At 71.5% G+C, this 24,498-nt stretch carries 21 protein-coding genes and 1 pseudogene; 3 read left to right on the top strand and 19 right to left on the bottom strand.

Annotated elements, in window-relative coordinates; all coding sequences use genetic code 11:
• The 7 genes from ABGB17_RS09185 to ABGB17_RS09155 all read right to left on the bottom strand — a co-directional run.
• A partial coding sequence (locus tag ABGB17_RS09185) for a hypothetical protein (protein ID WP_347627401.1) occupies positions 1-279 on the bottom strand: 279 nt, incomplete at its 3' end.
• A 45-nt stretch (positions 280-324) separates the two neighbouring features.
• Entirely contained in the window at positions 325-822 is a 498-nt protein-coding gene (ruvX, locus tag ABGB17_RS09180; protein ID WP_347627398.1) for a Holliday junction resolvase RuvX, read from the bottom strand.
• A 388-nt stretch (positions 823-1,210) separates the two neighbouring features.
• Positions 1,211-3,883, bottom strand: a complete 2,673-nt coding sequence (gene alaS / locus ABGB17_RS09175) for an alanine--tRNA ligase (protein WP_347627396.1) — start codon at positions 3,881-3,883, stop codon at positions 1,211-1,213.
• A 1-nt stretch (position 3,884) separates the two neighbouring features.
• Positions 3,885-4,157: a hypothetical protein gene (locus ABGB17_RS09170; RefSeq protein ID WP_347627394.1), complete on the bottom strand. Its 273-nt coding sequence runs from the start codon at positions 4,155-4,157 to the stop codon at positions 3,885-3,887.
• The gene (locus tag ABGB17_RS09165; RefSeq protein ID WP_347627392.1) at positions 4,154-4,540 is read right to left on the bottom strand and encodes a DUF948 domain-containing protein; all 387 of its coding nucleotides are present in this window, start codon (positions 4,538-4,540) and stop codon (positions 4,154-4,156) included. The genes ABGB17_RS09170 and ABGB17_RS09165 overlap by 4 nt, the downstream gene beginning before the upstream one ends.
• A gap of 144 nt (positions 4,541-4,684) precedes the next feature.
• On the bottom strand, positions 4,685-6,001 hold the full coding sequence (locus tag ABGB17_RS09160) for a replication-associated recombination protein A (protein WP_347627390.1): 1,317 nt from the start codon (positions 5,999-6,001) through the stop codon (positions 4,685-4,687).
• A gap of 47 nt (positions 6,002-6,048) precedes the next feature.
• Positions 6,049-6,507 carry a DUF2231 domain-containing protein gene (locus ABGB17_RS09155; RefSeq protein ID WP_347627388.1) on the bottom strand — a complete coding sequence of 153 codons (459 nt, stop codon included), beginning with the start codon at positions 6,505-6,507 and terminating at the stop codon, positions 6,049-6,051.
• Between the two features lie 307 nt (positions 6,508-6,814).
• Between ABGB17_RS09155 and ABGB17_RS09150 the strand changes: the two genes are divergently transcribed.
• Positions 6,815-7,729, top strand: a complete 915-nt coding sequence (locus tag ABGB17_RS09150) for a peptidylprolyl isomerase (RefSeq protein WP_347627386.1) — start codon at positions 6,815-6,817, stop codon at positions 7,727-7,729.
• Positions 7,730-7,847: 118 nt separating this feature from the next.
• Here ABGB17_RS09150 and aspS read toward each other — a convergent pair whose 3' ends face one another.
• Genes aspS through ABGB17_RS09135 form a run of 3 tightly spaced genes read right to left on the bottom strand, consistent with a single transcriptional unit; the run spans position 7,848 to position 11,556 of the window.
• A complete protein-coding gene (aspS, locus tag ABGB17_RS09145) occupies positions 7,848-9,620 on the bottom strand; it encodes an aspartate--tRNA ligase (protein ID WP_347627384.1) in 1,773 nt (590 codons plus the stop codon).
• On the bottom strand, positions 9,617-10,876 hold the full coding sequence (hisS, locus tag ABGB17_RS09140; RefSeq protein ID WP_347627383.1) for a histidine--tRNA ligase: 1,260 nt from the start codon (positions 10,874-10,876) through the stop codon (positions 9,617-9,619). Before hisS ends, aspS begins: the two co-directional genes overlap by 4 nt.
• Positions 10,876-11,556: an MBL fold metallo-hydrolase gene (locus ABGB17_RS09135; protein ID WP_347627382.1), complete on the bottom strand. Its 681-nt coding sequence runs from the start codon at positions 11,554-11,556 to the stop codon at positions 10,876-10,878. Before ABGB17_RS09135 ends, hisS begins: the two co-directional genes overlap by 1 nt.
• 192 nt (positions 11,557-11,748) lie before the next feature.
• Here ABGB17_RS09135 and ABGB17_RS09130 point away from each other — a divergent pair, with 192 nt between their 5' ends.
• Together ABGB17_RS09130 and ABGB17_RS09125 are read left to right on the top strand one after the other, a co-directional pair.
• The gene (locus ABGB17_RS09130; RefSeq protein WP_347627381.1) at positions 11,749-12,612 is read left to right on the top strand and encodes a peptidylprolyl isomerase; all 864 of its coding nucleotides are present in this window, start codon (positions 11,749-11,751) and stop codon (positions 12,610-12,612) included.
• Between the two features lie 51 nt (positions 12,613-12,663).
• Complete coding sequence (locus ABGB17_RS09125) at positions 12,664-13,908, top strand: DUF349 domain-containing protein (RefSeq protein WP_347627380.1); 1,245 nt, start codon at positions 12,664-12,666, stop codon at positions 13,906-13,908.
• Between the two features lie 187 nt (positions 13,909-14,095).
• Here the strand turns inward: ABGB17_RS09125 and ABGB17_RS09120 are convergent, their stop codons facing one another.
• The 9 genes and pseudogenes from ABGB17_RS09120 to ABGB17_RS09080 form a co-directional block, all read right to left on the bottom strand.
• Positions 14,096-16,282: a bifunctional (p)ppGpp synthetase/guanosine-3',5'-bis(diphosphate) 3'-pyrophosphohydrolase gene (locus ABGB17_RS09120; protein ID WP_347627379.1), complete on the bottom strand. Its 2,187-nt coding sequence runs from the start codon at positions 16,280-16,282 to the stop codon at positions 14,096-14,098.
• A gap of 239 nt (positions 16,283-16,521) precedes the next feature.
• Positions 16,522-17,040, bottom strand: a complete 519-nt coding sequence (locus tag ABGB17_RS09115; protein ID WP_347627378.1) for an adenine phosphoribosyltransferase — start codon at positions 17,038-17,040, stop codon at positions 16,522-16,524.
• Between the two features lie 73 nt (positions 17,041-17,113).
• The gene (gene secF / locus ABGB17_RS09110; RefSeq protein ID WP_347627377.1) at positions 17,114-18,181 is read right to left on the bottom strand and encodes a protein translocase subunit SecF; all 1,068 of its coding nucleotides are present in this window, start codon (positions 18,179-18,181) and stop codon (positions 17,114-17,116) included.
• Positions 18,181-19,941, bottom strand: a complete 1,761-nt coding sequence (gene secD, locus ABGB17_RS09105; RefSeq protein WP_347627376.1) for a protein translocase subunit SecD — start codon at positions 19,939-19,941, stop codon at positions 18,181-18,183. The genes secF and secD overlap by 1 nt, the downstream gene beginning before the upstream one ends.
• Before the next feature lie 42 nt (positions 19,942-19,983).
• Positions 19,984-20,334, bottom strand: a complete 351-nt coding sequence (gene yajC / locus ABGB17_RS09100; RefSeq protein WP_347627375.1) for a preprotein translocase subunit YajC — start codon at positions 20,332-20,334, stop codon at positions 19,984-19,986.
• 381 nt (positions 20,335-20,715) lie between these two features.
• Entirely contained in the window at positions 20,716-21,765 is a 1,050-nt protein-coding gene (ruvB, locus tag ABGB17_RS09095) for a Holliday junction branch migration DNA helicase RuvB (protein WP_347627374.1), read from the bottom strand.
• A gap of 7 nt (positions 21,766-21,772) precedes the next feature.
• Complete coding sequence (gene ruvA, locus ABGB17_RS09090; protein WP_347627373.1) at positions 21,773-22,393, bottom strand: Holliday junction branch migration protein RuvA; 621 nt, start codon at positions 22,391-22,393, stop codon at positions 21,773-21,775.
• A 260-nt stretch (positions 22,394-22,653) separates the two neighbouring features.
• A pseudogene (gene ruvC / locus ABGB17_RS09085) lies at positions 22,654-23,148 on the bottom strand (crossover junction endodeoxyribonuclease RuvC); the annotation flags it as partial.
• A 118-nt stretch (positions 23,149-23,266) separates the two neighbouring features.
• The gene (locus ABGB17_RS09080) at positions 23,267-24,442 is read right to left on the bottom strand and encodes a GNAT family N-acetyltransferase (protein WP_347627372.1); all 1,176 of its coding nucleotides are present in this window, start codon (positions 24,440-24,442) and stop codon (positions 23,267-23,269) included.
• Positions 24,443-24,498: the final 56 nt, after the last annotated feature.

The raw sequence follows: 24,498 nt of genomic DNA, 5'->3' as shown, positions 1-24,498 counted from the left end.
CGCCAACCCCCTCCTCCTCACTCCCGTCCGCCCCTCCCAACTCGAACAACCCCACCCCCTCGTCACCCTCACCACGCAGCGCCCCCTGCTCGTCACCCTCCCCCCGTACGCTCTGGTCCCCGCTCCCCCGAGCACCGTCACCGCCCGGGACACCCTGATCACCGTCCCCGTGCGGGACACCCTGATCACCGTCCCCGTGCGGGACACCCTGATCACCGTGACCGCGGGGAGCGCTCTGCTCTCCGTCACCGGGCAGGGTGTGCTGATCGTCACCGCCATGCCGGGCACCCTCGTCGTCACCGCCGTACGGGGCGGCAGGGCGGGTCACCTCGTGGGCCCGGGGCTCGATTCCCCGCCGGGGCGTGGCCCCGGCGGCTCGACGGGTCTTCCTGGGGGCGCGCCCGAGGCGCGCTCGGCGTCCAGCGCGGCCTGGAGCAGGACCACGGCGGCGGCCTGGTCGATGACGTCCCGCTGGTTCTTCGCCCGCACCCCGCTGGACCGCAGGTCCTGCTGGGCGGACACCGTGGTCAGCCGCTCGTCGTACATCCGCACCGGCGTCGGCGCCACCCGCGCCGCGAGCCGCCCGGCGAACTCCCGCACCGCCGCGGCCGCGTGACTCTCCCTGCCCGACAACGACGTGGGCAGCCCCACCACCACCTCGACCGCCTCGTACTCGGCCGCGATGCCGGCGATCCTCCCCAGATCGCCCCGCCCCCGCCGCACCGTCTCCACAGGCGTAGCGAGCAGCCCCGAGGGATCGCTCCGCGCCACCCCGATGCGCACCGTCCCCACATCAACCCCGATCCGCACCCCCCGCCTCACGGCGACACCCCCCCGTCCCCCGCCGACAGCCGCAGCGACGCGCCGGCAAACGAGATCCCGCCCCGGCCGCGGGACGACGGCAGAACCGGCGATGGAACGAAACAGGCGACCGGGACGGGGGGCACCGGAGGGCTCTGCGGCCAGGATGGAGGGTGGAGGAGCGTATCGCCGTACGCACGGCGGGACCGGTGCGGGTCGCCGCAGATACGGGATCGCAGGGAGTGGCGACGTGTACGGCCGTCCCCACGGCGGGACCGGTGCGGGTCGCCGCAGATACGGGATCGCAGGGAGTGGCGACGCGTACGGCCGTACCTCCGGCGGGACCGGTGCGGGTCGCCGGAGGTACGGGGTGGTGGCGTCATGGTGGGCGCGGGTGGGGTGGCCAGGGTCAGGTGAGGGTTTCCCTGGCGGCCTGGGTGACGGAGGTGAGGGCGTCGTCGATCGCCTCGGGTCGAGTGCCGCCGCCTTGTGCGACGTCGTCCTTGCCGCCACCGCCACCCCCAAGTGCCTTGGCGGCGACGCCTACCAGTCGCCCGGCCTTGAGTCCCCGGACGCGTCCCGCCTCGTTGACCGCGGCGACCACGACGGGGCGGTCGGCGGGCACGCCGGCGATCACGACCATCGCGGCGCGGTCGCCGGGGAATCTGCCACGCACATCGAGAGCGAGTTTACGCAGGTCATCGGGGGAAGTCCCGTCCGGCGCGCGGTGAGTCACCACCGAGACGCCGCTGATCTCGCGGGCCCCCGCGGCGAGCTCGCCCGCGATGGCGAGCACCTGGGCGGAGCGCAGGCGCTCCAGCTCGCGCTCGGCGGTGCGCAGGCGGGTCACGATGCCCTCCACCCGCTCGGGCAGCTCCTCGCGGCGGGTCTTGAGCTGCTCGGAGAGCTGCGCGACCAGCACGCTCTCGCGCGCGAGGAAGCGGAACGCGTCCAGGCCGACCAGCGCCTCGACGCGGCGCACCCCGGCGCCGATGGACGACTCGCCCAGCACCTTGACCAGGCCGAGCTGCCCGGAGCTCGCGACATGGGTGCCGCCGCACAGCTCGCGGGAGTAGTCGCCGACCTCGACGATGCGCACCTCGTCGCCGTACTTCTCGCCGAACAGCGCCAGCGCGCCCATGGACCGCGCCTCGCTCAGCGAGGTGTGGTACGCGTGCACCTGGAGGTCGTTGATCAGGATCGCGTTGACCTCGTCCTCGACGTCCCGCAGCACGCTCGGCGCCACGGCGCCCGCCGCGGTGAAGTCGAAGCGGAACCGCCCCGGGGAGTTCTCCGAGCCCGCCTGCGCCGCGCTCTCGCCGAGCGCGTTGCGGAAGCCGCGGTGCACCAGGTGGGTCGCGGTGTGGCTGCGGGAGATGGCCCGGCGCCGCTCGACGTCGATCTCGGCCTGCGCCGCGTCGCCCACCCGGATCTCACCGTCGGCGACCTTGCCGCGGTGCACGACGAGCCCCGCGAACGGCGACTGGACGTCGGTGACCTCGACCCGCGCGCCGTCGGTGCGGATCATGCCCTGGTCGGCGAGCTGGCCGCCGCCCTCGGCGTAGAACGGGGTGCGGTCGAGCACGACCTCGACGGTGGTGCCCGCGCCCGCCGCGGGGACCGACGCGCCGTCCACGAGCAGGCCGATGACCCGCGCCTCGGCGGTGGTCTGGTCGTAGCCGAGGAAGTCGACCTTGCCCGCCCGGTCGAGCAGCTCGCCGAGCACCGAGATGTCGGCGTTGCCGGTCTTCTTGGCCGCGGAGTCGGCCTTGGCGCGCTGCCGCTGCTCGTCCATCAGGCGGCGGAAGCCGTCCTCGTCGACCTGCAGGCCCTGCTCGGAGGCCATCTCCAGGGTGAGGTCGATCGGGAAGCCGTAGGTGTCGTGGAGCTGGAACGCCTGCGCGCCCGCGAGCACCTCGACGCCCTTGCGCTTGGTCTCCTCGACCGCCGCGTCGAAGATCGCGGTGCCGGTGCGCAGGGTGCCGAGGAAGGAGGTCTCCTCGGCGTCGATCACCGTGTGGATGTTCGCCGCGTCGGCGCGCAGGTCGGGGTACTGGTCGCTCATGACGTCGATGGTGGTGGCGGTGAGCTCGTGCATGTAGCGCTCGTCGCCCGCGCCGAGCAGGCGCAGGTTGCGGATCGCCCGGCGCAGCATGCGCCGCAGGACGTAACCACGGCCCTCGTTGGAGGGCAGCACGCCGTCGCCCACCAGCATGACGCCGGCGCGCATGTGGTCCGCGACGACGCGCAGCGAGACGTCGGCCCGGGCGTCGCGGCCGTACCGCGAGCGGGTCAGATCGGCCGCGCGGTCGAGGATCTTGTAGGTGGTGTCGATCTCGTAGATGTTGTCGACGCCCTGCAGGATGGCCGCCATGCGCTCCAGGCCCATGCCGGTGTCCACGCTCTTGGCGGGCAGCTCGCCCAGCACGTCAAAGTCGATCTTGCTGCGGACCGTGGAGAGCTGGAACTGCATGAAGACGTTGTTCCAGACCTCGAGGTAGCGGTTCTCGTCGGCGACGGGACCGCCCTCCTTGCCGTACTCGGGGCCGCGGTCGTAGTAGATCTCGCTGCACGGGCCGCCGGGGCCGGGCACCCCCATGTGCCAGTAGTTGTCGGCGAAGCCGCGGCGCTGGATGCGCTCCAGCGGGATGCCGACCTGCTTGTGCCAGATGTCGCGGGCCTCGTCGTCGTCCTGGAAGACCGTCACCCACAGGCGGTCCTCGGAGAAGCCGAAGCCGCCCTGGGACTCGGGGGTGGTGAGCAGCTCCCACGCGTACGGGATCGCCTTCTCCTTGAAGTAGTCGCCGAAGGAGAAGTTGCCGAGCATCTGGAAGAAGCTCGCGTGGCGGGTGGTCTTGCCGACCTCGTCGATGTCGAGGGTGCGCATGACCTTCTGGACGGAGGCGGCCCGCGGGTACGGGGGCTTCTTCTGTCCGAGGAAGTAGGGCTTGAAGGGCACCATGCCCGCGTTGACCAGCAGCAGCGTCGGGTCCTCGGCGACAAGGCTGGCCGAGGGCACGACGGTGTGGCCGCGCTCCTCGAAGAAGCGCAGGAAGCGGCGGGCGATCTCTGCCGACTCCATCTCAGCGGCCGTCCTTTTCGTCGTGGTGGTTTCGTGCGGATACTGCAACGGTGTCGGGCCCGAGTCGCGCCCGCAACTCGGTTTCCCTGGCCGCGGAGAGCCTCCGGACCTCGCCCGCGAAGCCGCGGGCCTCGGCCAGCAGCCCCGCCGCGTGGCCCGCCGTGCGGCGGGCGATGTGGTCGGGCTTCAACGCTTGAAGCTTACGCATCACCCAGACCGCGGCGTACGCGCCGAGCGCGAACCAGAACAGCCGGCGGATCATGGCGCGGATCACGACTGCCGCCCGGCCCGGGGAAGGGCGGACGGCCGCCGCCGGCCGGCGAGGGCGCCGCGGACCCCGTGGATGAGCGCCGAGGCCTTGATCAGCGGAGTCGCGAACAGGGTGGAGGCCACCCCGGTGACCCTGGCGACGTTGCCGCTGGCCTCCCGCATGTTCCCCGCGATCGCCTCGACCGCGACGAGCTGCCGGTTGGTCTCGGCCACGGTGAGGCTCACGTCCTCCAGCAGCGGCACCACGCGCTCGTTGAGGTCCGCCACCGACTTGGCCGTCTGGTCGATCAGCCGCGCCAGCTTCACCAGCACCATGGCCAGGAAGCAGACGAGGATCGCCCAGAACAGAGCGACGATGAGGCCGGCGACCTCTCCCGCGGTCAGCATCTCGGTGCGTCCCCTCCAAAAGCGGCCCGGCGACGTGCGACCCGGCTCGGGGCGGATGGAATGGTCAAGACCCTATCGCGCCCCCGGGCCACACCCGCCTCCCAGCGCGCCACTCGTGGACGACGCCCCTGGGGCCGGCGGGGGTCAGGAGGTGCCGCGGAGGTAGTCGCGGATCTTGGACCAGCGGGTGGCCACCTGGGCCTCGGCGCCGTGGGTGGTGGGTTCGTAGTAGCGGCGGTCCTGGAGCTCGGCGGGGGCGTAGACCTGGCGGACCAGGGCGTGGTCGTAGTCGTGGGGGTACTTGTAGTCCTTGCCGTGGGCGAGCTTGGCGGCGCCTGGGTAGTGGGCGTCTCGCAGATGCGCGGGGACCTGGCCGATCAGGCCGCGGCGGACGTCCTGGGTGGCGGCGCCTATGGCTTTGACGACGGCGTTGGACTTGGGGGCCAGGGCGCAGTGGATCACGGCGTGGGCCAGGTTGATGGAGGCTTCGGGGAAGCCGATCATCTGGGCCGCCTGGGCGGCGGCCACGGCCACCTGGAGGCAGGTGGGGTCGGCCATGCCCACGTCCTCCGAGGCGAAGATGACGACGCGGCGGGCGATGAAGCGGGGGTCCTCGCCGGCCTCGATCATGCGGGCCAGGTAGTGGAGGGCGGCGTCGGCGTCGGAGCCGCGCATGCTCTTGATGAAGGCGCTGATCACGTCGTAGTGCTGGTCGCCCTGGCGGTCGTAGCGGACGGCGGCCTTGTCGACGGCCTTCTCGACGGTCTCCACGGTGATCTCGCCGGAGGGGACGATGAGCGCCGCGGCCTCCAGGTAGGTCAGGGAGCGGCGGGCGTCTCCCCCGGCGAGCCGGACGAGGTGGCCGGTGGCCTCGGGGGTCAGGGCGACCCGGCCGGCGAGGCCGCGCGGGTCGCTCACGGCGCGTTCCAGCACCGCGCGGACGTCCTCCTCCGACAGCGGTTCCAGGGTGAGCAGGAGCGAGCGGGACAGCAGCGGGGAGATCACCGAGAAGAAGGGGTTCTCGGTGGTGGCGCCGATGAAGGTGACCCAGCGGTTCTCGACGGCGGGCAGCAGCGCGTCCTGCTGGGCCTTGTTGAACCGGTGGACCTCGTCGACGAACAGCACGGTCTGGCGTCCGGTCATGCCGAGCTCGCCCCTGGCCTGCTCGATGGCGGCGCGGACCTCCTTGACGCCCGCCGAGACCGCCGAGACCTCGACGAAGCGCCGTTTGGTCGCCCCCGCCACCACGTACGCCAGGGTGGTCTTGCCGGTGCCGGGCGGGCCCCACAGGAACAGCGACATGGGCGCGTCGCTCTCGACCAGCCGCCGCAGCGGGGTGCCGGGCCCGAGGAGGTGCCGCTGGCCGATCACCTCGGACAGGCCGCGCGGCCGCATGCGGACGGCCAGGGGCTCCTGGCCCCGGTGGGCCTCCTCCGCCGCCGCGTCGAACAAACTCTCCACGGGCCGACACTACCCGCCGTCACGGCGCCGCACCGCGCGGGAGCGGGTCAGCTCCAGACGGCGACGGCGCCGGTGTGCCCCGCCCGGACGGTGTAGAAGCCGGCCACGACGGCGAGCACGACGGTCACCACCGTGAGGATCGCGGTGGCCGTCTTGCCGAGCCGCACCGAGGAGTACACCAGCAGCAGCGCGGACACCCCGAGCCCGAGCGCGCTGAACAGCAGCGGGTCGGCGTAGCCCATGTGCTCGTCCAGCTTGGCGCCGAGCGGCCCCTCGGGCGTCTCACCGCCGAAGTTCCTCTCCATGAACGCCTCACCGCTCAGCTTGGCCGCCAAGGCCGCGACGGGTGCCACGATGGCGAGCGAGGCGACCGCCCAGCCGAGGTGCGTGCGCACCCGGGGCACGACGCCGAACACCACAGAACCCGCTGCGAGCAGGGGGATGAAGATGACGGCCGCGTGCACGATCAGGGGGTGCGCGGGCAGGCCGAAGATTTCTTCGAACATCGTTGCTGGCTCCTGTCGGGGTGGCGATACGTCCCTCTATACGTGCCGGGGCGCCCGTGGGTTCTCGTGTGTTCACGGGCGGTCCCGGGTCGCGCCCGCCCCCGCGAGCCGCGTGGGCCCACGATGACAGGTGCCGCGTCAGGACACCGTAAGAAAGTACCGGTGCGGACATTCCTCTGGTCAAGCATCTGGTGTGAGGAGGTACATCCGCTGGTGGAGGAACCACCCGTTTTATGCGGTCCAGAGGCAAAGGCCGGTACGATTCCCGAGCACCTGAAGTCATCAATCCGCAAATGGAAGGCATACCGTGACCGACGTGGATCGCCAGACCCAGCTGGCACGGGAGCACCGCGAGCGGCAGGAAGAGCGCGCCAAGAAGCCACCGTCCAGCCGGCGGAACACGATCCTCGGCGCCGGTCTGGGCGTCGTCGTCGTCGCCGGCGGGATCATCGCCGCCACCACCTTGCTCGGCGGCGGCGGAGGGGACGACCCCGGCGGCCAGGCGGCCGCCACCCCGTCCGCTTCTGGGTCGGCGCCGGCGCCGGCCGTCGACCCCGGCGTGACGGCCCCGGCCGACCCCGCCACGATCACCTGCTCCTACCGCAAGGACGACAGCGACTCGCCGGCCAAGAAGGTGGGCATGCCGCCCACCAAGCCGGACCTCAAAGCCAAGTTCATGACGATCGACACCAACCAGGGCAAGATCGTCATCGAGCTGGCCACCGCCGCCGCTCCCTGCACCGTCAACTCCTTCGAGTTCCTGGCCAAGAAGAACTACTTCGACAACACCCGCTGCCACCGCCTCGCCACCGTGGAGACCACCGGCCTCGGCATGCTGCAGTGCGGCGACCCGCTGGCCAAGGGCGACGGAAAGTCCAAGGACGACGGCACGGGCGGCCCCGGCTACCTGTTCGGGGACGAGAACCTCGGAGGCATCCCCTACACGCGGGGCACGGTGGCGATGGCGCAGGGCGCCGAGGACGCCAACTCCAACGGCAGCCAGTTCTGGATCTCGTTCTCCGACGAGAACACCCAACTGGCCAGCGCGGGTGCCGCGTACACGCCGTTCGGCGTGGTCAAGGAGGGCATGGACGTCGTGGACAAGATCGCCAAGGGTGGCATCATCCCCTTCAACGGCGACCCCATGGCCGACGTCCGCGGCGAGGGCTCCAACGCCCCCAAGCTGCCGGTCATCATCAAGAACGTCACCGTGACCAAGTAGGCCCCTCAGGGTCCCCGGCGACACGCGAAGGGGCGCGGCCCGCGACGGGCCGCGCCCCTTCTGTCGTGCTCGAGGAGTTTCACCTGACCCGGGCGCCCTCGGCGTGCCCGGGCCGGACTCAGGCGCCCGGTGAGGCGGCCTTGGCGGCGGGCTTCTTGGTGGCGTCCACACCGGCCTCCTTGCGCTGGTCGGCCGTGATCGGGGTGGGGGCGCCGGTCAGCGGGTCGAAACCGGAGGCGGTCTTGGGGAAGGCGATCACGTCGCGGATCGACTCGCCGCCCGCCAGCAGCATGCAGACGCGGTCCCAGCCGTAGGCGATGCCGCCGTGCGGCGGCGGGCCGTACTTGAACGCCTCCAGCAGGAAGCCGAACTTGCTCTCGGCCTCCTCCTTGGAGATGCCGAGCACGTCGAACACCCGCTGCTGCATCTCGGCCCGGTGGATACGGATGGATCCCCCGCCGATCTCCATGCCGTTGCAGACCATGTCGTAGGCGTACGCCAGGGCCTCCCCCGGGTCGTCCTGGAAGGTGTCGGCCCACTCGGGCTTCGGGCCGGTGAACGGGTGGTGCACGGCCGTCCAGCCGGTCTGCCGCCCCGCGTCGTCGAGCACCGGCTCGAACATGGGGGCGTCCACCACCCACAGGAAGCTCCACGCCGACTCGTCGATCAGGCCGCAGCGCCGGCCGATCTCCAGCCGGGCCGCGCCGAGCAGGTCGCGCGAGGGGTTCGGGTGGCCCGCGGCGAAGAACACCGCGTCGCCCTCGGCGGCCCCGGCGGCGGCGGCGAGCCCCGCCCGCTCGGTCTCGGACAGGTTCTTGGCGACCGGGCCGCCGAGCTCACCGCCCGGCTGCACCAGGACGTACGCCAGGCCGCGGGCGCCGCGGGACCTGGCCCACTCCTGCCAGGCGTCGAGCTCCTTGCGGGTCTGCGACGCGCCGCCCGGCATGACCACGGCGCCGACGTACGGCGCCTGGAACACCCGGAACGTCGTCCCGGAGAAGTAGGAGGTCATGTCGACCAGCTCGCAGCCGAACCGCAGGTCCGGCTTGTCGGAGCCGTAGCGGTCCATCGCCTCGCGGTAGGTGACGCGCGGCAGCGGGGACGGCAGCTCGTAGCCGGCGGTCTCGCGCCACAGGCGGCCGATCAGGGCCTCGCCGAGGGCCATGACGTCGTCCTGGTCGGCGAAGGACATCTCGACGTCGATCTGGGTGAACTCCGGCTGCCGGTCGGCGCGCAGGTCCTCGTCGCGGAAGCAGCGGGCGAGCTGGTAGTAGCGCTCGAGACCGGCCACCATGAGGAGCTGCTTGAACAACTGCGGCGACTGCGGCAGGGCGTACCAGCTGCCCGGCTGCAGGCGGACCGGCACCAGGAAGTCGCGGGCGCCCTCGGGGGTGGAGCGGGTCAGGTCGGGCGTCTCGACGTACACGAAGCCGTGCTCGCGCATCACCTCGTGGGCGAGGTAGGTGGCGGTGGAGCGGATCCGCAGCGCCTCGGCGACCTGGCGGCGGCGGATGTCGAGGTAGCGGTACTTCAGCCGCGCCTCCTCCGACACCCCGGTGTTCCCCTCGATGGGGAACGGCAGGGGCGCCGACTCGCTCAGCACCTCGACCTCGGAGGCCACGACCTCGATCTCGCCGGTCGGCAGGTCGGGGTTCTCGTTGCCCTCCGGGCGCAGGCGGACCTCCCCGGCGATCCTGACGCAGTACTCCGAGCGGAGGTCGTGCGCGTGGTCCTCCTCTCGGAAGACCACCTGCGCCGAGCCGGACGCGTCGCGCAGGTCGATGAAGACGACGCCGCCGTGGTCGCGGCGGCGTGCCACCCAGCCGGCCAGGGTGACGCCCTGGCCCGCGTGCTCCCTGCGCAGCGATCCGGCGGTGTGCGTGCGGATCATTTGGTCAGCTTCTCCTTCAGCTTCGTGACGATCTCGTCGAGCGGCACGGCGGTCTGCTCCCCGCTCACCAGGTCCTTCACCTGGGCGGTCCCCGCGGCGAGGTCGCGCTCGCCGAGGATCACCGCGTACGTGGCACCGGACCGGTCCGCGCCCTTCATGGCGCCCTTGAGCCCCTTGCCGTCGAAGGCCATGTCGGTGGCGACGCCCGCCGACCGCAGCTCGTTGACCAGCGTGAACATGCGCCGGGCGGCGTCGTCGCCGAGCGGCACGCCGAACACCGCGACCCGCGCGGGCTCCCGCGCGGCCAGGCCCTCGGCCTCGACGGCCATGACGATGCGGTCCACGCCCACGGCGAACCCGATGCCGGGCAGCGGCGGGCCGCCGATGTCCTCGGACAGGCCGTCGTACCGGCCGCCGCCGCCGATGCCCGACTGGGCCCCGAGCAGCGGGTGGTCGAACTCGTAGGTGGTGCGGGAGTAGTAGTCGAGGCCGCGTACCAGGCGCGGGGTGTCCTCCCAGGGGACCCCGAGGTCCTCCAGCAGGGACCGCACGCGGTCGTGGTGGGCCTTGCAGGACGCGCACAGGTGGTCGATGATCAGCGGCGCGTGCTCCACCTGGGCCCGCACCTCGGGACGCTTGTCGTCCAGCACCCGCAGCGGGTTGATCTCGACGCGCCGCCGGGTGGCCTCGTCGAGGTCCAGGCCGCGCAGGAACTCCTGCAGGGCGGCGCGGTAGGCCGGGCGGCACTGGGCGCAGCCGAGGGTGTTGAGCAGCAGCCGCACCTGGGTGAGGCCGAGCGAGCGGTACCCCTGCCAGGCGATGGCGATGGTCTCGGCGTCCACCGCGGGGTCCTCGGTGCCGATGGCCTCCAGGTCGAACTGCTGGAGCTGGCGGTACCGGCCGGCCTGCGGGCGCTCGTAGCGGAACGCCGGGCCCATGGTCCACAGCTTCACCGGCAGCCGGCCGTTGTGCAGGCCGTGCTCCAGCGTGGAGCGCATCACGCCGGCGGTGAACTCCGGCCGCAGCGTGACCGAGCGGCCGCCGCGGTCGGCGAAGGTGTACATCTCCTTGGTGACGACGTCGGTCGACTCGCCGACGCCGCGCGCGAACAGCTCGGTGTCCTCGAAGACCGGCACCTCGATGTAGGCGTAGCCGGCTCGGACCGCCGCGTCGGCGAACGCCGCGCGGGCCGCGACGAAGGTCGCCGAGCGCGGCGGGAAATATTCTGGTACGCCCTTGGGCGCCTGAAAGCTCATCACAGTCCCCTGGTTGGGCCCGCGAACGGCGCCGCCTCGGCGAGGTACGGGTTGGTGGCGCGCTCACGGCCGATCGTCGTTTGTGGTCCGTGGCCGGGCAGCACCGTGGTGGTGTCCGGCAGGGACAGGCATACCCTGCCGAGGCTGCGGATGATGGTGGCGTAGTCGCCGCCCGGCAGATCACTGCGGCCGATGGAGCCGGCGAACAGCAGGTCGCCGGAGAACATCACCTGTTCCGCGTCGAACCTGAAGGTCACCGACCCCCTGGTATGGCCGGGGGCGTGATCGACGATCAGATCCAGCCCCGCGATGTTCAGCACCGCGCCGTCGGACAGCTCGCGCACGTCGTCGGGCTCGGTGAACTCGATGCCGCCGAACAAGCTGTTCGCCATGAGCGAGATGCCCTTGGCCGGATCGGACAGCAACTCGCGGTCGTCCGGATGAATGTATGCAGGAATGTTGCGTGCGCCGCAGACCGGGGCGACCGACCACATGTGATCGAGGTGACCGTGGGTCACGAGCACGGCGACCGGCTTCAGCCGGTGCTCGCGCAGCTTGGCCTCCAGATCGCGCACGGCGTCCTGACCAGGGTCGACGATCACGCACTCCTCGCCCGCGGCGGGAGCGACGACATAGCAGTTGGCCTGGAACGAGCCTGCGGGAAAGCCGTCGATGAGCACGGAAGCGGTCCTCGGTGTGATCGTTCTCGTCAAGGAAAGCGGATGGGAATGTAACCGAAGGGTACCGGTGCGGGTCGCCGGGCTGCGAACCATCGCCCGCGGGCCGATACGATTCGCCCACTCCATAAAGGTGGCGGTCGTCCAGTCAGACGACCAAACGCGATCAACTCGGACAGTCGGGAGGACACAGCGGTGGCGACCGGCAAGGACCGTCAGAAGCAGCTCGCACGCGAGCACTACGAACGGCAGATGCAGCGACGCGCCGAACGTGAGGCCCGCAGGAAGCAGGTGGCGATCATCGGCACCAGCGTGGGCGTCCTCGTCGTGGTGGGCGGCATTTTCGCGGCCGTCGCGATCGTCGGCGGCAACAAGACCCCCTCGGCCGCGGCGACCCCGTCACCGTCGGCGGCCACGAGCTCGCCGCCGCCGTCCGCGGGCCCCACGCCCAAGGCGTACAACGCGGCGGCCGACACCTGTGACTACGTGGCCGACAGCCGCGGGGGGCCGGTGAAGGAGGTCGGCACCCCGCCCACCAAGCCCGACAAGTCCGCGAAGACCATGACGTTCGACACCAACCATGGCGACATCGTGGTCAAGCTCGCCACCGCCAAGGCGCCGTGCACGGTCAACGCGATGGCCTTCCTGGCGAAGAAGAAGTACTTCGACGGCTCCAAGTGCCACCGTATGGGCACCGAGGCCTTCCCGATGCTCCAGTGCGGCGACCCGCTGGCCAAGGCGGACGGCAAGGGCACCACCGACGGCCAGGGCGGCCCCGGCTTCCGCTACGCCGAGGAGAACCTCGAAGGCGCCAAGTACACACGCGGCGTGATCGCGATGGCCAAGGCACAGGCCCCCGGGACCACGGGCAGCCAGTTCTTCATCGTCCTCGGCGACCTTCAGCTCCCGCCGCAGTACACCATTTTGGGTACGGTCACCAAGGGGCTCGACATTCTGGACAAGGTCCGCAAGAAGGGCGTCCTTGAGGGCGGCATGGGCGACGGCACCGGAGCGCCGAAGGACCCCGTCGAACTCAAACGCGTGACAATCTCGGGCTAGAGCTGACGTAATACCACCAAGGACGCGTAGCGTCCTGGAAAGCTGATTCGAATGCGGGAGGACACGGTGAGCACCGACCCGTGGGGCCGGGTAGACGACGACGGCACCGTCTACGTTCGTACGGCCGAGGGAGAACGGGCCGTCGGGTCCTGGCAGGCCGGTGAGCCGGAAGAGGCGCTTGCCTACTTCCATCGCAAGTACGACGAGCTGGCCACCCAGGTGGAGCTGCTGGAACAGCGCGTCCGCGGCACCGACCTGCCACCCGCGCAGGCCGAGGCGACGATCGTCAAGCTGCGCGACTCCATCGCCGAGGCGCACGCCGTGGGCGACCTCGCGGCGCTGACGGCCCGCCTGGAGGCCCTCACCGACCTGGTGGGCAAGCGCCGTGAGGAGATGCGGGCCGCCAGGGACCAGGCCCGCGCCGCCTCGCGTGAGATCAAGGAGCGCATCGTCGCCGAGGCCGAGCGCATCGCCGAGGACACCACCCACTGGAAGTCCGGCGGCGAGCGGCTGCGCCAGCTCGTGGACGAGTGGAAGGCGGCCGAGCGCATCGACCGGGTGACCGAGGCCGCCCTGTGGAAGCGCCTGTCGGCCGCCCGCACGGCGTTCGCCAAGCGGCGCAAGTCGTACTTCGCCGGGCTGGACGAGCAACGGGAGTCGGTGCGCGCGATCAAGGAGCGCATCGTCGCCGAGGCCGAGGCGCTGGCGTCCTCGACCGACTGGGGCGAGACGGCGGCGGCGTACCGCGAGCTGATGCGGCAGTGGAAGAACGCCGGGCGCGCCTCGCGTGAGGCCGAGGACGATCTGTGGACCCGGTTCAAGGGCGCGCAGGACCAGTTCTTCCAGGCGCGTTCGACGGTGTTCGCCGAGCGTGACGCCTCGCTGCGGGAGAACGCCGAGGCCAAGGAGGCCATCCTGGCCGACGCCGAGCGCATCCTGCCGATCACCGACGCCCGGGCGGCCCGGGCCGCGCTGCGCGGCGTGCTGGAGCGCTGGGAGGCGGTCGGCCCGGTGCCGCGCGAGTCCCGCGACCGGCTGGAGGGCGGCCTGCGGCGCGTCGACGAGGCGGTGCGCAAGGCCGAGGAGGCCGAGTGGAAGCGCTCCAACCCCGAGGCCCGCGCCCGCGCGCAGACCACCGTCGACCAGCTCCGCAAGTCGATCGACCAGCTTGAGGGCCGCCTGGCCAAGGCCAGGACCGCCGGCCGCGACAAGGACGTCAAGGAGGCCGAGGAGGCCATCGCGGCGCGCCGGTCGTGGCTGGAGGAGGCCGAGCGCACCCTCGCCGAGTTCTCCTGACGCCCCCTCGGCACGGCACCCGCCGTGCCGAGGCCGCGTCGTCACGCCTGCGCCGCGCCATCGATACGCCGGCCGTACGCCGGTGTCTCGCCAGTGCCGGGCCGCACGCGCCGGTACGCGGGCGGCGCGACGGCGGCCACGATCGGTGCCGCGGCGGGGCGTGACCTGATCGCCGGCGGCGGGTGTCTCAGTTGGTGACGCGGTACACGTCGTAGACGCCCGGGATGTTGCGTACGGCCTTCAGGACGTGGCCGAGGTGCTTGGGGTCGCCCATCTCGAACGTGAACTTGCTGACGGCCGTGCGGTCGCGTGAGGTGGTGACCGACGCCGACAGGATGTTGACGTGCTGGTCGGACAGGGTGCGGGTGACGTCGGAGAGCAGGCGCGGACGGTCGAGCGCCTCCACCTGGATGGCGACCAGGAACACCGAGTCGTCGCTCGGGGACCAGTTGACCTCGACCAGGCGGTCGGGCTCGGCCCTGAGCTGCTCGATGTTGGGGCAGTTGGTGCGGTGCACCGACACCCCGTGGCCGCGGGTGACGAACCCCACGATGTCGTCACCGGGCACCGGCGTGCAGCACCGCGACAGGCGCACCCACACGTCGGAGTCGCCCGCCACGATCACCCCGGCGTTGGTGCCGCTGCGCGGCCGGCCGCGCAGCCGCGTGGGGACGGCGGCCTCGGCGATGTCCTCCTCGGCGCCCTCCACCCCGCCGAGGGACTGCACGAGCTTCTCGACGACCGACTGCGCGCCCATGTGGCCTTCTCCGACGGCCGCGTACAACGCGGAGACGTCGGGGTAGCGAAGGTCCCTGGCGAGGGCCAGAAGGCTCTCTCCGGACATCAGGCGCTGCAACGGCAGGCCCTGCTTGCGCATGGCCCGGCCGATGGCCTCCTTGCCCGCCTCGATGGCGGTCTCGCGGCGCTCCTTGGAGAACCACTGCCTGATCTTGTTGCGGGCCCGGCCGCTCTTGACGAACTTCAGCCAGTCGCGGGACGGCCCGGCGTCCGGGGACTTGGAGGTGAAGATCTCGACCGCGTCGCCGTTGCTCAGCCGCGACTCGAGAGGCACCAGGCGGCCGTTCACCCGCGCCCCGATGCACCGGTGACCCACCTCGGTGTGCACGGCGTAGGCGAAGTCCACGGGCGTGGCGCCCTCGGGCAGCGCGATGACCTGGCCGCGCGGGGTGAAGACGAAGACCTCCGACACCGACAGGTCGAACCGCAGCGACTCCAGGAACTCCCCCGGGTCGGACGTCTCCTTCTGCCAGTCGAGGAGCTGGCGCAGCCACGCCATGTCGCCCGCGGCCTTCATGCGCACCCCGGCGGGGCCGCTCGCGCCCATCTCCTCCTTGTACTTCCAGTGGGCCGCGACGCCGTACTCGGCGCGGTGGTGCATGGCGCGGGTGCGGATCTGCAGCTCGACCGGCTTGCCCTCGGGACCGATCACCGTGGTGTGCAGCGACTGGTACATGTTGAACTTGGGCATCGCGATGTAGTCCTTGAACCGGCCGGGGACCGGGTTCCACCGCGCGTGGATCGTGCCGAGCGCGGCGTAGCAGTCGCGGACCGTGTCGACCAGCACCCGGATGCCCACCAGGTCGTAGATGTCGTCGAACGCGACCTCGCGCGCGATCATCTTCTGGTAGATCGAGTAGTAGTGCTTGGGGCGGCCCTTCACCATGGCGCGGATCTTGGCCTCGCGCAGGTCGGCGTGGACCTTCTCGATGACCTCCTGCAGGAACAGGTCGCGGCGGGGGGCGCGCTCGGACACCATGCGGGCGATCTCGTCGTACCGCTTGGGGTAGAGCATGCCGAACGCGAGGTCCTCGAGCTCCCACTTGATGGTGTTCATGCCGAGCCGGTGGGCCAGCGGCGCGAAGATCTCCAGCGTCTCGCGGGCCTTCTGCTCCTGCTTGTGCCGCGGGAGGTAGCGCAGGGTGCGCATGTTGTGCAGACGGTCGGCGAGCTTGATGACCAGCACCCGGATGTCGCGGGACATCGCGACGACCATCTTGCGTACGGTCTCGGCCTGGGCCGCGTCGCCGAACTTGACCTTGTCCAGCTTGGTGACGCCGTCCACCAGCAGGGCGATGTTCTCGCCGAAGTCGTTGCCGAGCTCGTCCAGGCCGTAGGCGGTGTCCTCGACGGTGTCGTGGAGCAGCGCGGCGCACAACGTCTCGTCGTCGGTGCCGAGCTCGGCGAGGATGGTGGCGACCGCGAGGGGGTGGGTGATGTACGGGTCGCCGCTCTTCCGCTTCTGGTCGCGGTGGTGGTAGGCCGCGACGTCGTAGGCGCGCTCGATCAGCCGTAGGTCCGCTTTGGGGTGGGTGGCACGGACTGTCTTGAACAGTGGTTCCAGGACCGGATTCATCGCGCCACCCCACTGGCCCCCGAACCGGGACAACCTGCGGCGTACGGCAGGCGCCGGTTTTTCCTCCGTGCTCGCGGACATGGCCGTACCCGTGTCGCCCGCTGGCGCGGAAACCGGCTCAGGGGTGTCGGTCACATCGGGCACGGTCATGTCACGGGGCACTCAGACTCCCTCACGTCGAGTCCAGATCCCCCAGTGTATCCACGCCGGGGGTACCGGACTCCCGGGCGGGGAGTCGTTCAGACGACCACCAGCGCCCGCAGGCCGGCGTGGCCGAGCCGCTCACGGCCCTTCAGGAAGCCGAGTTCCATGAGCACGGACACGCCCACCACTTCGGCGCCCGCGCGGCCGATCAGCTCCACGGTGGCCTCGGCGGTGCCGCCGGTGGCCAGCACGTCGTCCACGATGAGCACGCGGTCGCCCGGTGCGAAGGCGTCGCGGTGCACCTCGATGACGGCGGAGCCGTACTCCAGATCGTAGGAGGCCTCCAGCGTCTCCGCGGGCAGTTTGCCCTTCTTGCGGACCGGGACGAACCCGGCGCCGGCCCGAAGGGCCACCGGGGCGGCCAGGATGAAGCCCCGGGCCTCGATGCCCACGACCTTGTCGACGTCCAGGCCGTCCGCCAGCGCCTCCACCACGGCCGTGAAGACCTCGTGGTCGCCGAGCAGCGGCGTGATGTCCTTGAACATGATGCCGGGCTTGGGGTAGTCCGGCACGTCGCGGATCCGGGAGAGGATCAGCGCGGAGAGGTCCTGCATGGGGGTTCCTTCCCGGCACCGCGAAGCGCCCCCGCGATCCTGACGGATCACGAGGGCGCCGCGGGTGACTCGGCTAGCGCTTCTTCCGTTTGGCCGTGGCGACCGTACCGCCCCCGCCCTTGGCGGAGGAAGCGGCGGTGGCCGGGACCTTGCGCTTGGCTACCGCGTCCTGCACGGCCGCGCCGCGCTGGGCGGCGAGCCGCTTGGCGATGGCCGCGTACTTCGGCTCCCGCTCCTTGAGCAGGACCAGCAGCGGCGTCGCGACGCACAGCGAGGAGTAGGTGCCGACGATCATGCCGACGAACAGCGCCAGCGACAGGTCCTTCAGCGTGCCCGCGCCGAACAGCGTGGTGCCGATGAACAGGATCGCGGCCACCGGGAGGATGGCGACCAGCGAGGTGTTCAGGGACCGGATCAGCGTGTGGTTGAGCGCGTTGTTGGCGGCCTCGGTGTAGGTCATCTTGGAGGCCGTGCCGAGCTTGGCCGTGACCTCCTTGATCATGTCGAACACCACGACCGCGTCGTACAGCGAATATCCGAGGATCGTCAGGAAGCCCAGCATGGTGGCCGGGGTGACCTCGAAGCCCGACCAGGCGTACACGCCCGCGGTGATGACCAGGTCGTGGAACAGCGCGACCACCGCGGCCAGCGCCATCTTCCACTCGAAGGCCATGGTGAGGTACAGGATGATCGCGATCATGAACACGATCAGGCCGATGATGGCCTTGTTCAGCACCTCACCGCCCCAGGTGGCACCGATGATCTGCTTGTCGACCTGGTTGCCCGGGATGCCGAACTCCGCCGAGATGGCGTTCTGCACCCGGGTCACCTCGGAGGTCGGCATGGTCTCGGTGGTGACCCGCCAGCGGGAACCGGTCTCCTGCACGATGACCTGGTGGACCCCGGCTTCCTCGAACGTCGACCGCACGTGCTCGATGGTGGACGCCGGCGGCTTGGTGAAGCTGAAGACGGACCCGCCCTTGAACTCGACGCCGAGGTTCAGGCCCTGGATCACCAGGCCGAGCACCGAGATCAGCAGCAGCGCGCCGGACAGGATGGACCACAGCTTGTACCGCCCGACGAAGTCGATGTCGACCTCGCCGCGGTACAGGCGGCGCCCAAGTCTTCCGATGGCCGACATCAGCCCTCCTGCGAGACGGTCGTGCGGGCGGTGACGGGAGCGTTCTGGCTCATGCGCTCGGCGTCCAGGCCGGAGAGCTTGTGGCCCTTGGCGAAGAACTGCAGACGGGCGAGCACCGCCACGAACGGCTTCGTGAACAGGAAGACCACCGCGATGTCGATCAGCGTGGTGAGACCCATGGCGAAGGCGAAGCCCGCGACGCCGCCCACGGCCAGGAAGTACAGCACGACGGCCGCGATGAACATGACCGCGTCGGCGATCAGGATCGTGCGGCGGGCGCGCACCCAGGCCACCTCGACGGCGACCCGCAACGAGCGCCTGCCCTCCTTCATCTCGTCACGCATGCGTTCGAAGTAGACGATGAAGGAGTCCGCCGTGATCCCGATCGACACCACCAGGCCGATGATGTGCGGCAGCGACAGGCGGAAGTTGGCGTTGTGGCCGAGGATGACCACCGCCTGGTAGGTCAGGATGGTCGCCACCACGAGGCTCGCCACCGCGACCAGGCCGAGCCCGCGGTAGTAGAGCAGACAGTAGATGACCACGAGGGCCAGGCCGATCGCGCCGGCGAGCAGGCCGCCGCGCAACTGGTCGGCGCCGAGGATCGAGGACACCTCCTCGATCGAGCTCTGGATGAACTTCAGCGGCAGCGCGCCGTACTTGAGCTGGTTGGCCAGGTCGGTCGCGGTCTTCTGGGTGAAGCTGCCGGAGATGCGCGCCTGGCCGCCCGGGATGGGCTCCTCGATGACCGGGGCGGAGATGACCAGGCCGTCCAGCACCATCGCGAGCTGGTTGCGCGGCTGGGGCTGGCTGGTGATGGCGCCGGTGATCTGGGAGAACTGGCTGGCGCCCTTGCTCTTGAACGTGACCTGGACGATCCACTCGCCGGTGGTGGAGTCGACGCCGGCGCTGGCCCCGGACACCTCGGTGCCCTTCACCGCGGCCTTGTCGAGGATGTACTTGGCCGAGCCGTCGTCGCTGCAGGCGACGAACTGCTTGTCCGGGTTGTCCTGCACGCCCTGGCCGCGGTCCTTCTTGGTGCAGTCCAGGGTGCGGAACTGCTCGATGACGGCGGGGTCCACGCCGGTGGTGTCGACCCCGGCGAGGGGGTCCTGCTCGGCGGGCGGCGCGCTGCCGGACGCCGACGCGCTCGGCGCCGGGGTCGCCTCACCCGAAGCGGAGGCGGAGGCCGACGGCGAGGACGCGGGGCTCGGGCTGGTCAGCGCCGAGGACAGCGCGCGGCCCGCCGGGGTGGAGCTCGGCGCGGGCTCGGCGGTCGACGACGGCTTGCCTGACGGCTTCGCGGTCGAGGACGGCGCCGGCGTGCCGGACGCTCCCGGCGTGGCCGGCGCGGTCGGCATCTTGCCGGGCACCGCGGTGGCCGCCGCCACGCCGAGCACCTGGCGGAAACGGAGCTCGGCGGTGGTGCCGACCCGCTTCACGACCTCGTCCTGGCCCGCTCCCGGCACGGAGATGAGGATGTTGTCGCCCGACTTGGCGACCTCGGCGTCGGAGATGCCGCTGCCGTTCACCCGCTCGCGGATGATGCTCACGGCCAGGTCGAGACTCTCCTGGGAGGGAGTCTGGCCGCTCTGGGTGACCGGTGAGAGGGTCACCGTGGTGCCGCCGGCGAGGTCGAGGCCGTACTTGGGGACGAGTGCCTTCTGCAGGAACATCGCCGCGCCCATGGCGAGGATGAGCACCAGCAGCGCCAGGAGCGTGCGTCCCGGCCTGCTTTGGCTACTGGTCGATCGGGCCACTGGAGGTCAGTTCTTTCGTCAAGGGGTTTGCGATGATCCTAGTCAGGACTTCTTGTCGGTCGAACCCTCGTTCGCGCCGCGGTCGGCGTCCACGACAGGCTCGCCGAGCGCGGTGTCCTGTACAGCGTCACCATTGTCCACCGTCTCCTCCTCGACCGGCGTCAGCACGCGGCCGATGGCGCCCTTGACCCAGCGGGTCTCGACGCCGGGGGCGACCTCAAGGACGACGTCGTCGTCCTCGATCGCGGTGACCGTGGCGAACAGGCCGGTGGTGGTCACGACGCGCGTGCCCGGCACCAGGCTGTTCTGCATCTGGAGCTGCTCTTGCTGCCGCTTGCGCTGCGGGCGGATGAGCAGGAAGTAGAAGACCACGACCAACAAGATCAGTGGCAAGAAAGATCCAAGGCCCTGCACGGGGGCTTCCTTCCGGTTAAAGAACTGACCGGCCTGCGACCGGAGGTCTGGCGGCGAGCGGCACATGCGCCGAGCGTCTCAGCGTACACATGCAGCCAAGCCACGGAGTTTAGGCGAGCTTGTCAAAGCCCGGCAACGACCCCACGAACCGGCACACGGGAAAGTTCCCGTTGTCACCGATCTGTGACCGGTCCCTGCGGTTGATTTGAAAGTTTCAGTTCGAGCCCCTCCACCTGCACACGTACCCACTTCGGAGCCCTTACCACAAACCTTCCGGATATCTTCACAGGTCCCGGCGCCCCCCTGTGCAACGACCGTCCCGGAGGCCGCTGTAAACCCGCCTGTCAGGACGCGGAGCGCTCACGGGGCCGGGTCGTCGAACAACGAGGGGGCCGCGCCGAAGGCGTCCGGGGGCGGGGTGAGGCCGAGATGGGCCCACGCGGCGGCGGTGGCGACCCGGCCGCGCGGGGTGCGGGCGAGCAGGCCCTGGCGCACCAGGAAGGGCTCGGCGACCACCTCGACGGTCTCGGGCTCCTCCCCCACGGCGACCGCGAGGGTGGACAGGCCGACCGGGCCGCCGCCGAACTTGCGCAGCAGCGCGCCGAGCACGGCGCGGTCCAGGCGGTCCAGGCCCTCGCCGTCCACCTCGTACAGGTCGAGGGCGGCGGAGGCGACCTCACGGGTGATGACGCCGCCGGTGCGGACCTCGGCGAAGTCGCGCACGCGGCGCAGCAGGCGGTTGGCGATGCGGGGCGTGCCCCGGGAGCGGCGGGCGATCTCGGTGGCGGCCTCGGGGGGCAGATCGAGCGCCAGCAGGCGGGAGGAGCGGCGCAGCACCTGCTCCAGCTCCTCCACCTCGTAGAAGTCCATGTGGGCGACGAACCCGAAGCGGTCGCGCAGCGGCGCGGGCAGCAGGCCGGCCCGCGTGGTGGCGCCCACAAGCGTGAACGGCGCGATCTCCAGGGGGATCGCGGTGGCGCCCGGGCCCTTGCCGACCACGATGTCGACCCGGAAGTCCTCCATGGCGAGGTACAGCATCTCCTCGGCGGGGCGGGCCATGCGGTGGATCTCGTCCACGAACAGCACCTCGCCCTCCGACAGCGTGGAGAGGATCGCCGCGAGGTCTCCCGCCCGCTCCAGCGCGGGCCCCGAGGTGAGCCGCAGCGGCGCCCCGAGCTCCGCCGCGATGATCATGGCGAGGGTGGTCTTGCCCAGCCCCGGTGCCCCGCTCATCAGCACGTGGTCGGGCGACCGCTCCCGCCGCACCGCGCTCTCCAGCACCAGCGACAACTGCTCGCGCACCCGCCCCTGGCCGATGAACTCGCCGAGCCGCTTCGGCCGCAGCGCCGACTCGATCGCCTGCTCGTCCCCCTCGGCGTCCGGCGACACCAGATCGCGTCCCAGGCTCATCGCTCCCCTATCTCACGCTCAGGGCCCGCAGAGCGGACTTCAGCAGGACGGCGACGGCGGGGACACGGCCGGCGGCGGTCTCGGCGTCGGCCTCGGCGGAGACGACGGCGACGGCCTCGTCGGCGTCCCTGACGGAGTAGCCGAGGCCGACCAGGGCGGTGTGGACCTGGTCGCGCCACGGGGCGGGCCCTGGACGGCCGTTCAGGGCGGCGTCCACGGCTTCCGCGGGAGTGCCGAGTTTGTCCTTCAGCTCCAGGATGATGCGCTGCGCGCCCTTCTGGCCGATGCCGGGCACCATGGTGAGGGCCTTGACGTCGGCGCTCGCCACGGCGACCCGCAGGGCGTTCGGGGTGTGCACGGCGAGCATGGCGAGGGCGAGCCTCGGGCCGACGCCGGAGGCGGTCTGCAGCATCTCGAAGATGAGGCGCTCGTCGTCGGTGGCGAAGCCGTACAGCGTGAGCGACTCCTCGCGGACGACGAGGGACGTGGCGAGGCTCCCCTGCTCCCCCACCCGCAGCGTGGCGAGGGTGCCGGGTGCGCAGTGCACGAGCACGCCGACGCCGCCGACCTCCACCACGGCCGAGTCGGGCCCGAGCGCCGCCACCCGGCCCGCGACGGACGCGATCATCCGGTCACCTCTTCCCCGCTCCGGGCGCCTTCGCGGGCCTCTCGCCCGGCGCCGAGTACTTCGCCGGGCTCGTCCCCGGCCAAGAGCGCCTCCGCGGCCCTCTGCCCGGCGACGAGCGCCTCCGCGGCGTCCCGCCCGGCGGCGAGCGCCTCCGCGGCCTCTGCCCCGGCGCCGGGCGTCTCCGCTTCCCTGGCGCCGGGCGCTTCGCCGATGCCGGGGACCACGGCAGGCAGGCCGCCGCGGGAGCGGGCCTTGGCGAGTGCCTCGGCGAGGCGGTTCTGGGTGCCGCCGCGCCAGATGTGGCAGATGGCGAGGGCCAGGGCGTCCGCGGCGTCGGCGGGCTTGGGCATGGCGGGGAGGCGCAGCAGGCGGGTCACCATGGCGCCGATCTGCGCCTTGTCGGCGTTGCCGTAGCCGGTGATGGCGGCCTTGACCTCGGACGGCGTGTGCAGCGCGACGGGCAGGCCGCGGCGGGCGGCGCAGACGATGGCGACGGCGGACGCCTGGGCGGTGCCCATGACCGTGCGCAGGTTGCTCTGGCTGAAGACCCGCTCGACGGCGACGGCGTGCGGCCGGACCTCGTCCAGCCAGCGCTCGATCTCGGCCTCGATGGCCACCAGGCGCGCCCCGATGTCGTCGCCCGCCGGGGTGCGCGCCACGCCGACCTTCACCAGCGTGAGCGGCGCGCCGGCCCGCCCCTCGACGGCGCCGAGGCCGCACCGCGTCAGCCCGGGATCGACCCCCATCACCCGCAGCACCGGCAGCCGCACCAGCCCGCCTCCCGCCCGCCGAACACCTGTTCGGCGCATGACTGTACCCCCATCCGCCGCCCCGCGCACGCACCGCCTCCCGGCGCGGCACGGGCCGCCCGGATCAGAAGTAGTCGATCAGATAGGGCTTGGCGGCGAACAGGGCCGCGAGGGTCTCGTCGGTCTGCGGGGTGCCGCCGGCGAGCAGGCCGGTGCGGCGCAGGGTGGAGATCGGGACGCCGGCGAACAGGGCGGACAGGCCGTTGGCCGTGAGGCGGGGCGTGGCGTGGCCCTCGGGGGGCGCGGGGACGCGGGTGGCGGCGCCGGTGCCGCCGGAGGCGGACAGCAGCCAGGTGCCGGAGTTGGCGGGGCGCTCGGGGTCGTCCACCTCGACGACGGTCTCGGCGGTCACCGGCCCGGGGTAGCCGCGGGCGGCGATCGCCGCCGGGAGGTCGACGACGCGGAACATCCAGCGGGTGACGGAGATGTGGTCGTCCTTGCGTTCGCGCAGCAGCCACAGCAGCGGGTCGTCGGGCTCGACGGTGGCGGTCACCGAGCGGGCGACCGACGAGGAGGAGCCGACCAGCGACCACAGGGCCCGGGCGGTCGCCTCGGAGCCGGCGACGAGGTTGTCGACGTCCAGGTCGCCGCGGTCCCAGCGGTACACCAGGTAGCCGTCGTCGGCGAGGTAGCCGTACTCGGAGTCGTCCTCCAGCCAGTGGCGGATCAGCCGCTCCTCCCACGCGAGCGGGCCGGAGGCGCGGGTGGCGCCGTAGACGCGTTCGAGGACCTTGCCGATCTCGGGGGCGTCGCCGGGGGTGATCCTGCGCACCGCGACCCCCGGGGCGGAGCGGTCGCGCAGCAGCGACCGCAGGGCCTCGGTGGGGAGGGTGACGCGGTGCCTGGCGCCGGCGTGTTCCCAGCCGAGGCTCCGGTACAGCGGCGTGGTGGCCGGGTAGAGCACGGAGACGGCGTGACCGAGGTCGGCGCACCGGCCCAGCAGCCCCCGCATGAGCGTCCGGCCGACGCCCCGGCCCCGGTCCTCGGGCGCCACGGTGACGCCCGCGATGCCGCCCATGGAGATCGGCCGGCCGTGCCACCACTGGACGTACTTGTTGATCCTGCCCGCCCCCGTGAGGCGGGTGCCGTCGAAGACGCCGAGGTAGCGGCCCTCGGCGAGCAGTGGCGTGACAATGGCGCGCCAGGACTTGACGTCGTCCCCCGACAACTGCCCGAACGCGCGGGTACGGCAGTCGAGGACGGCGTCGAGGTCGTCCTCGGTCACGTCGCGAATCTCCACGACCGCACAACCTACGGGCAGCCGCCGGGCCGGGTCCACTGGTTTTCACCGCGTCC

The sequence above is a fragment of the Sphaerisporangium sp. B11E5 genome, assembly GCF_039871875.1.
Classification (GTDB): Bacteria; Actinomycetota; Actinomycetes; order Streptosporangiales; family Streptosporangiaceae; genus Sphaerisporangium.
The sequence above is the reverse complement of the archived record's forward strand: the minus strand, read 5'-3'. Positions and strand labels throughout refer to the sequence as shown.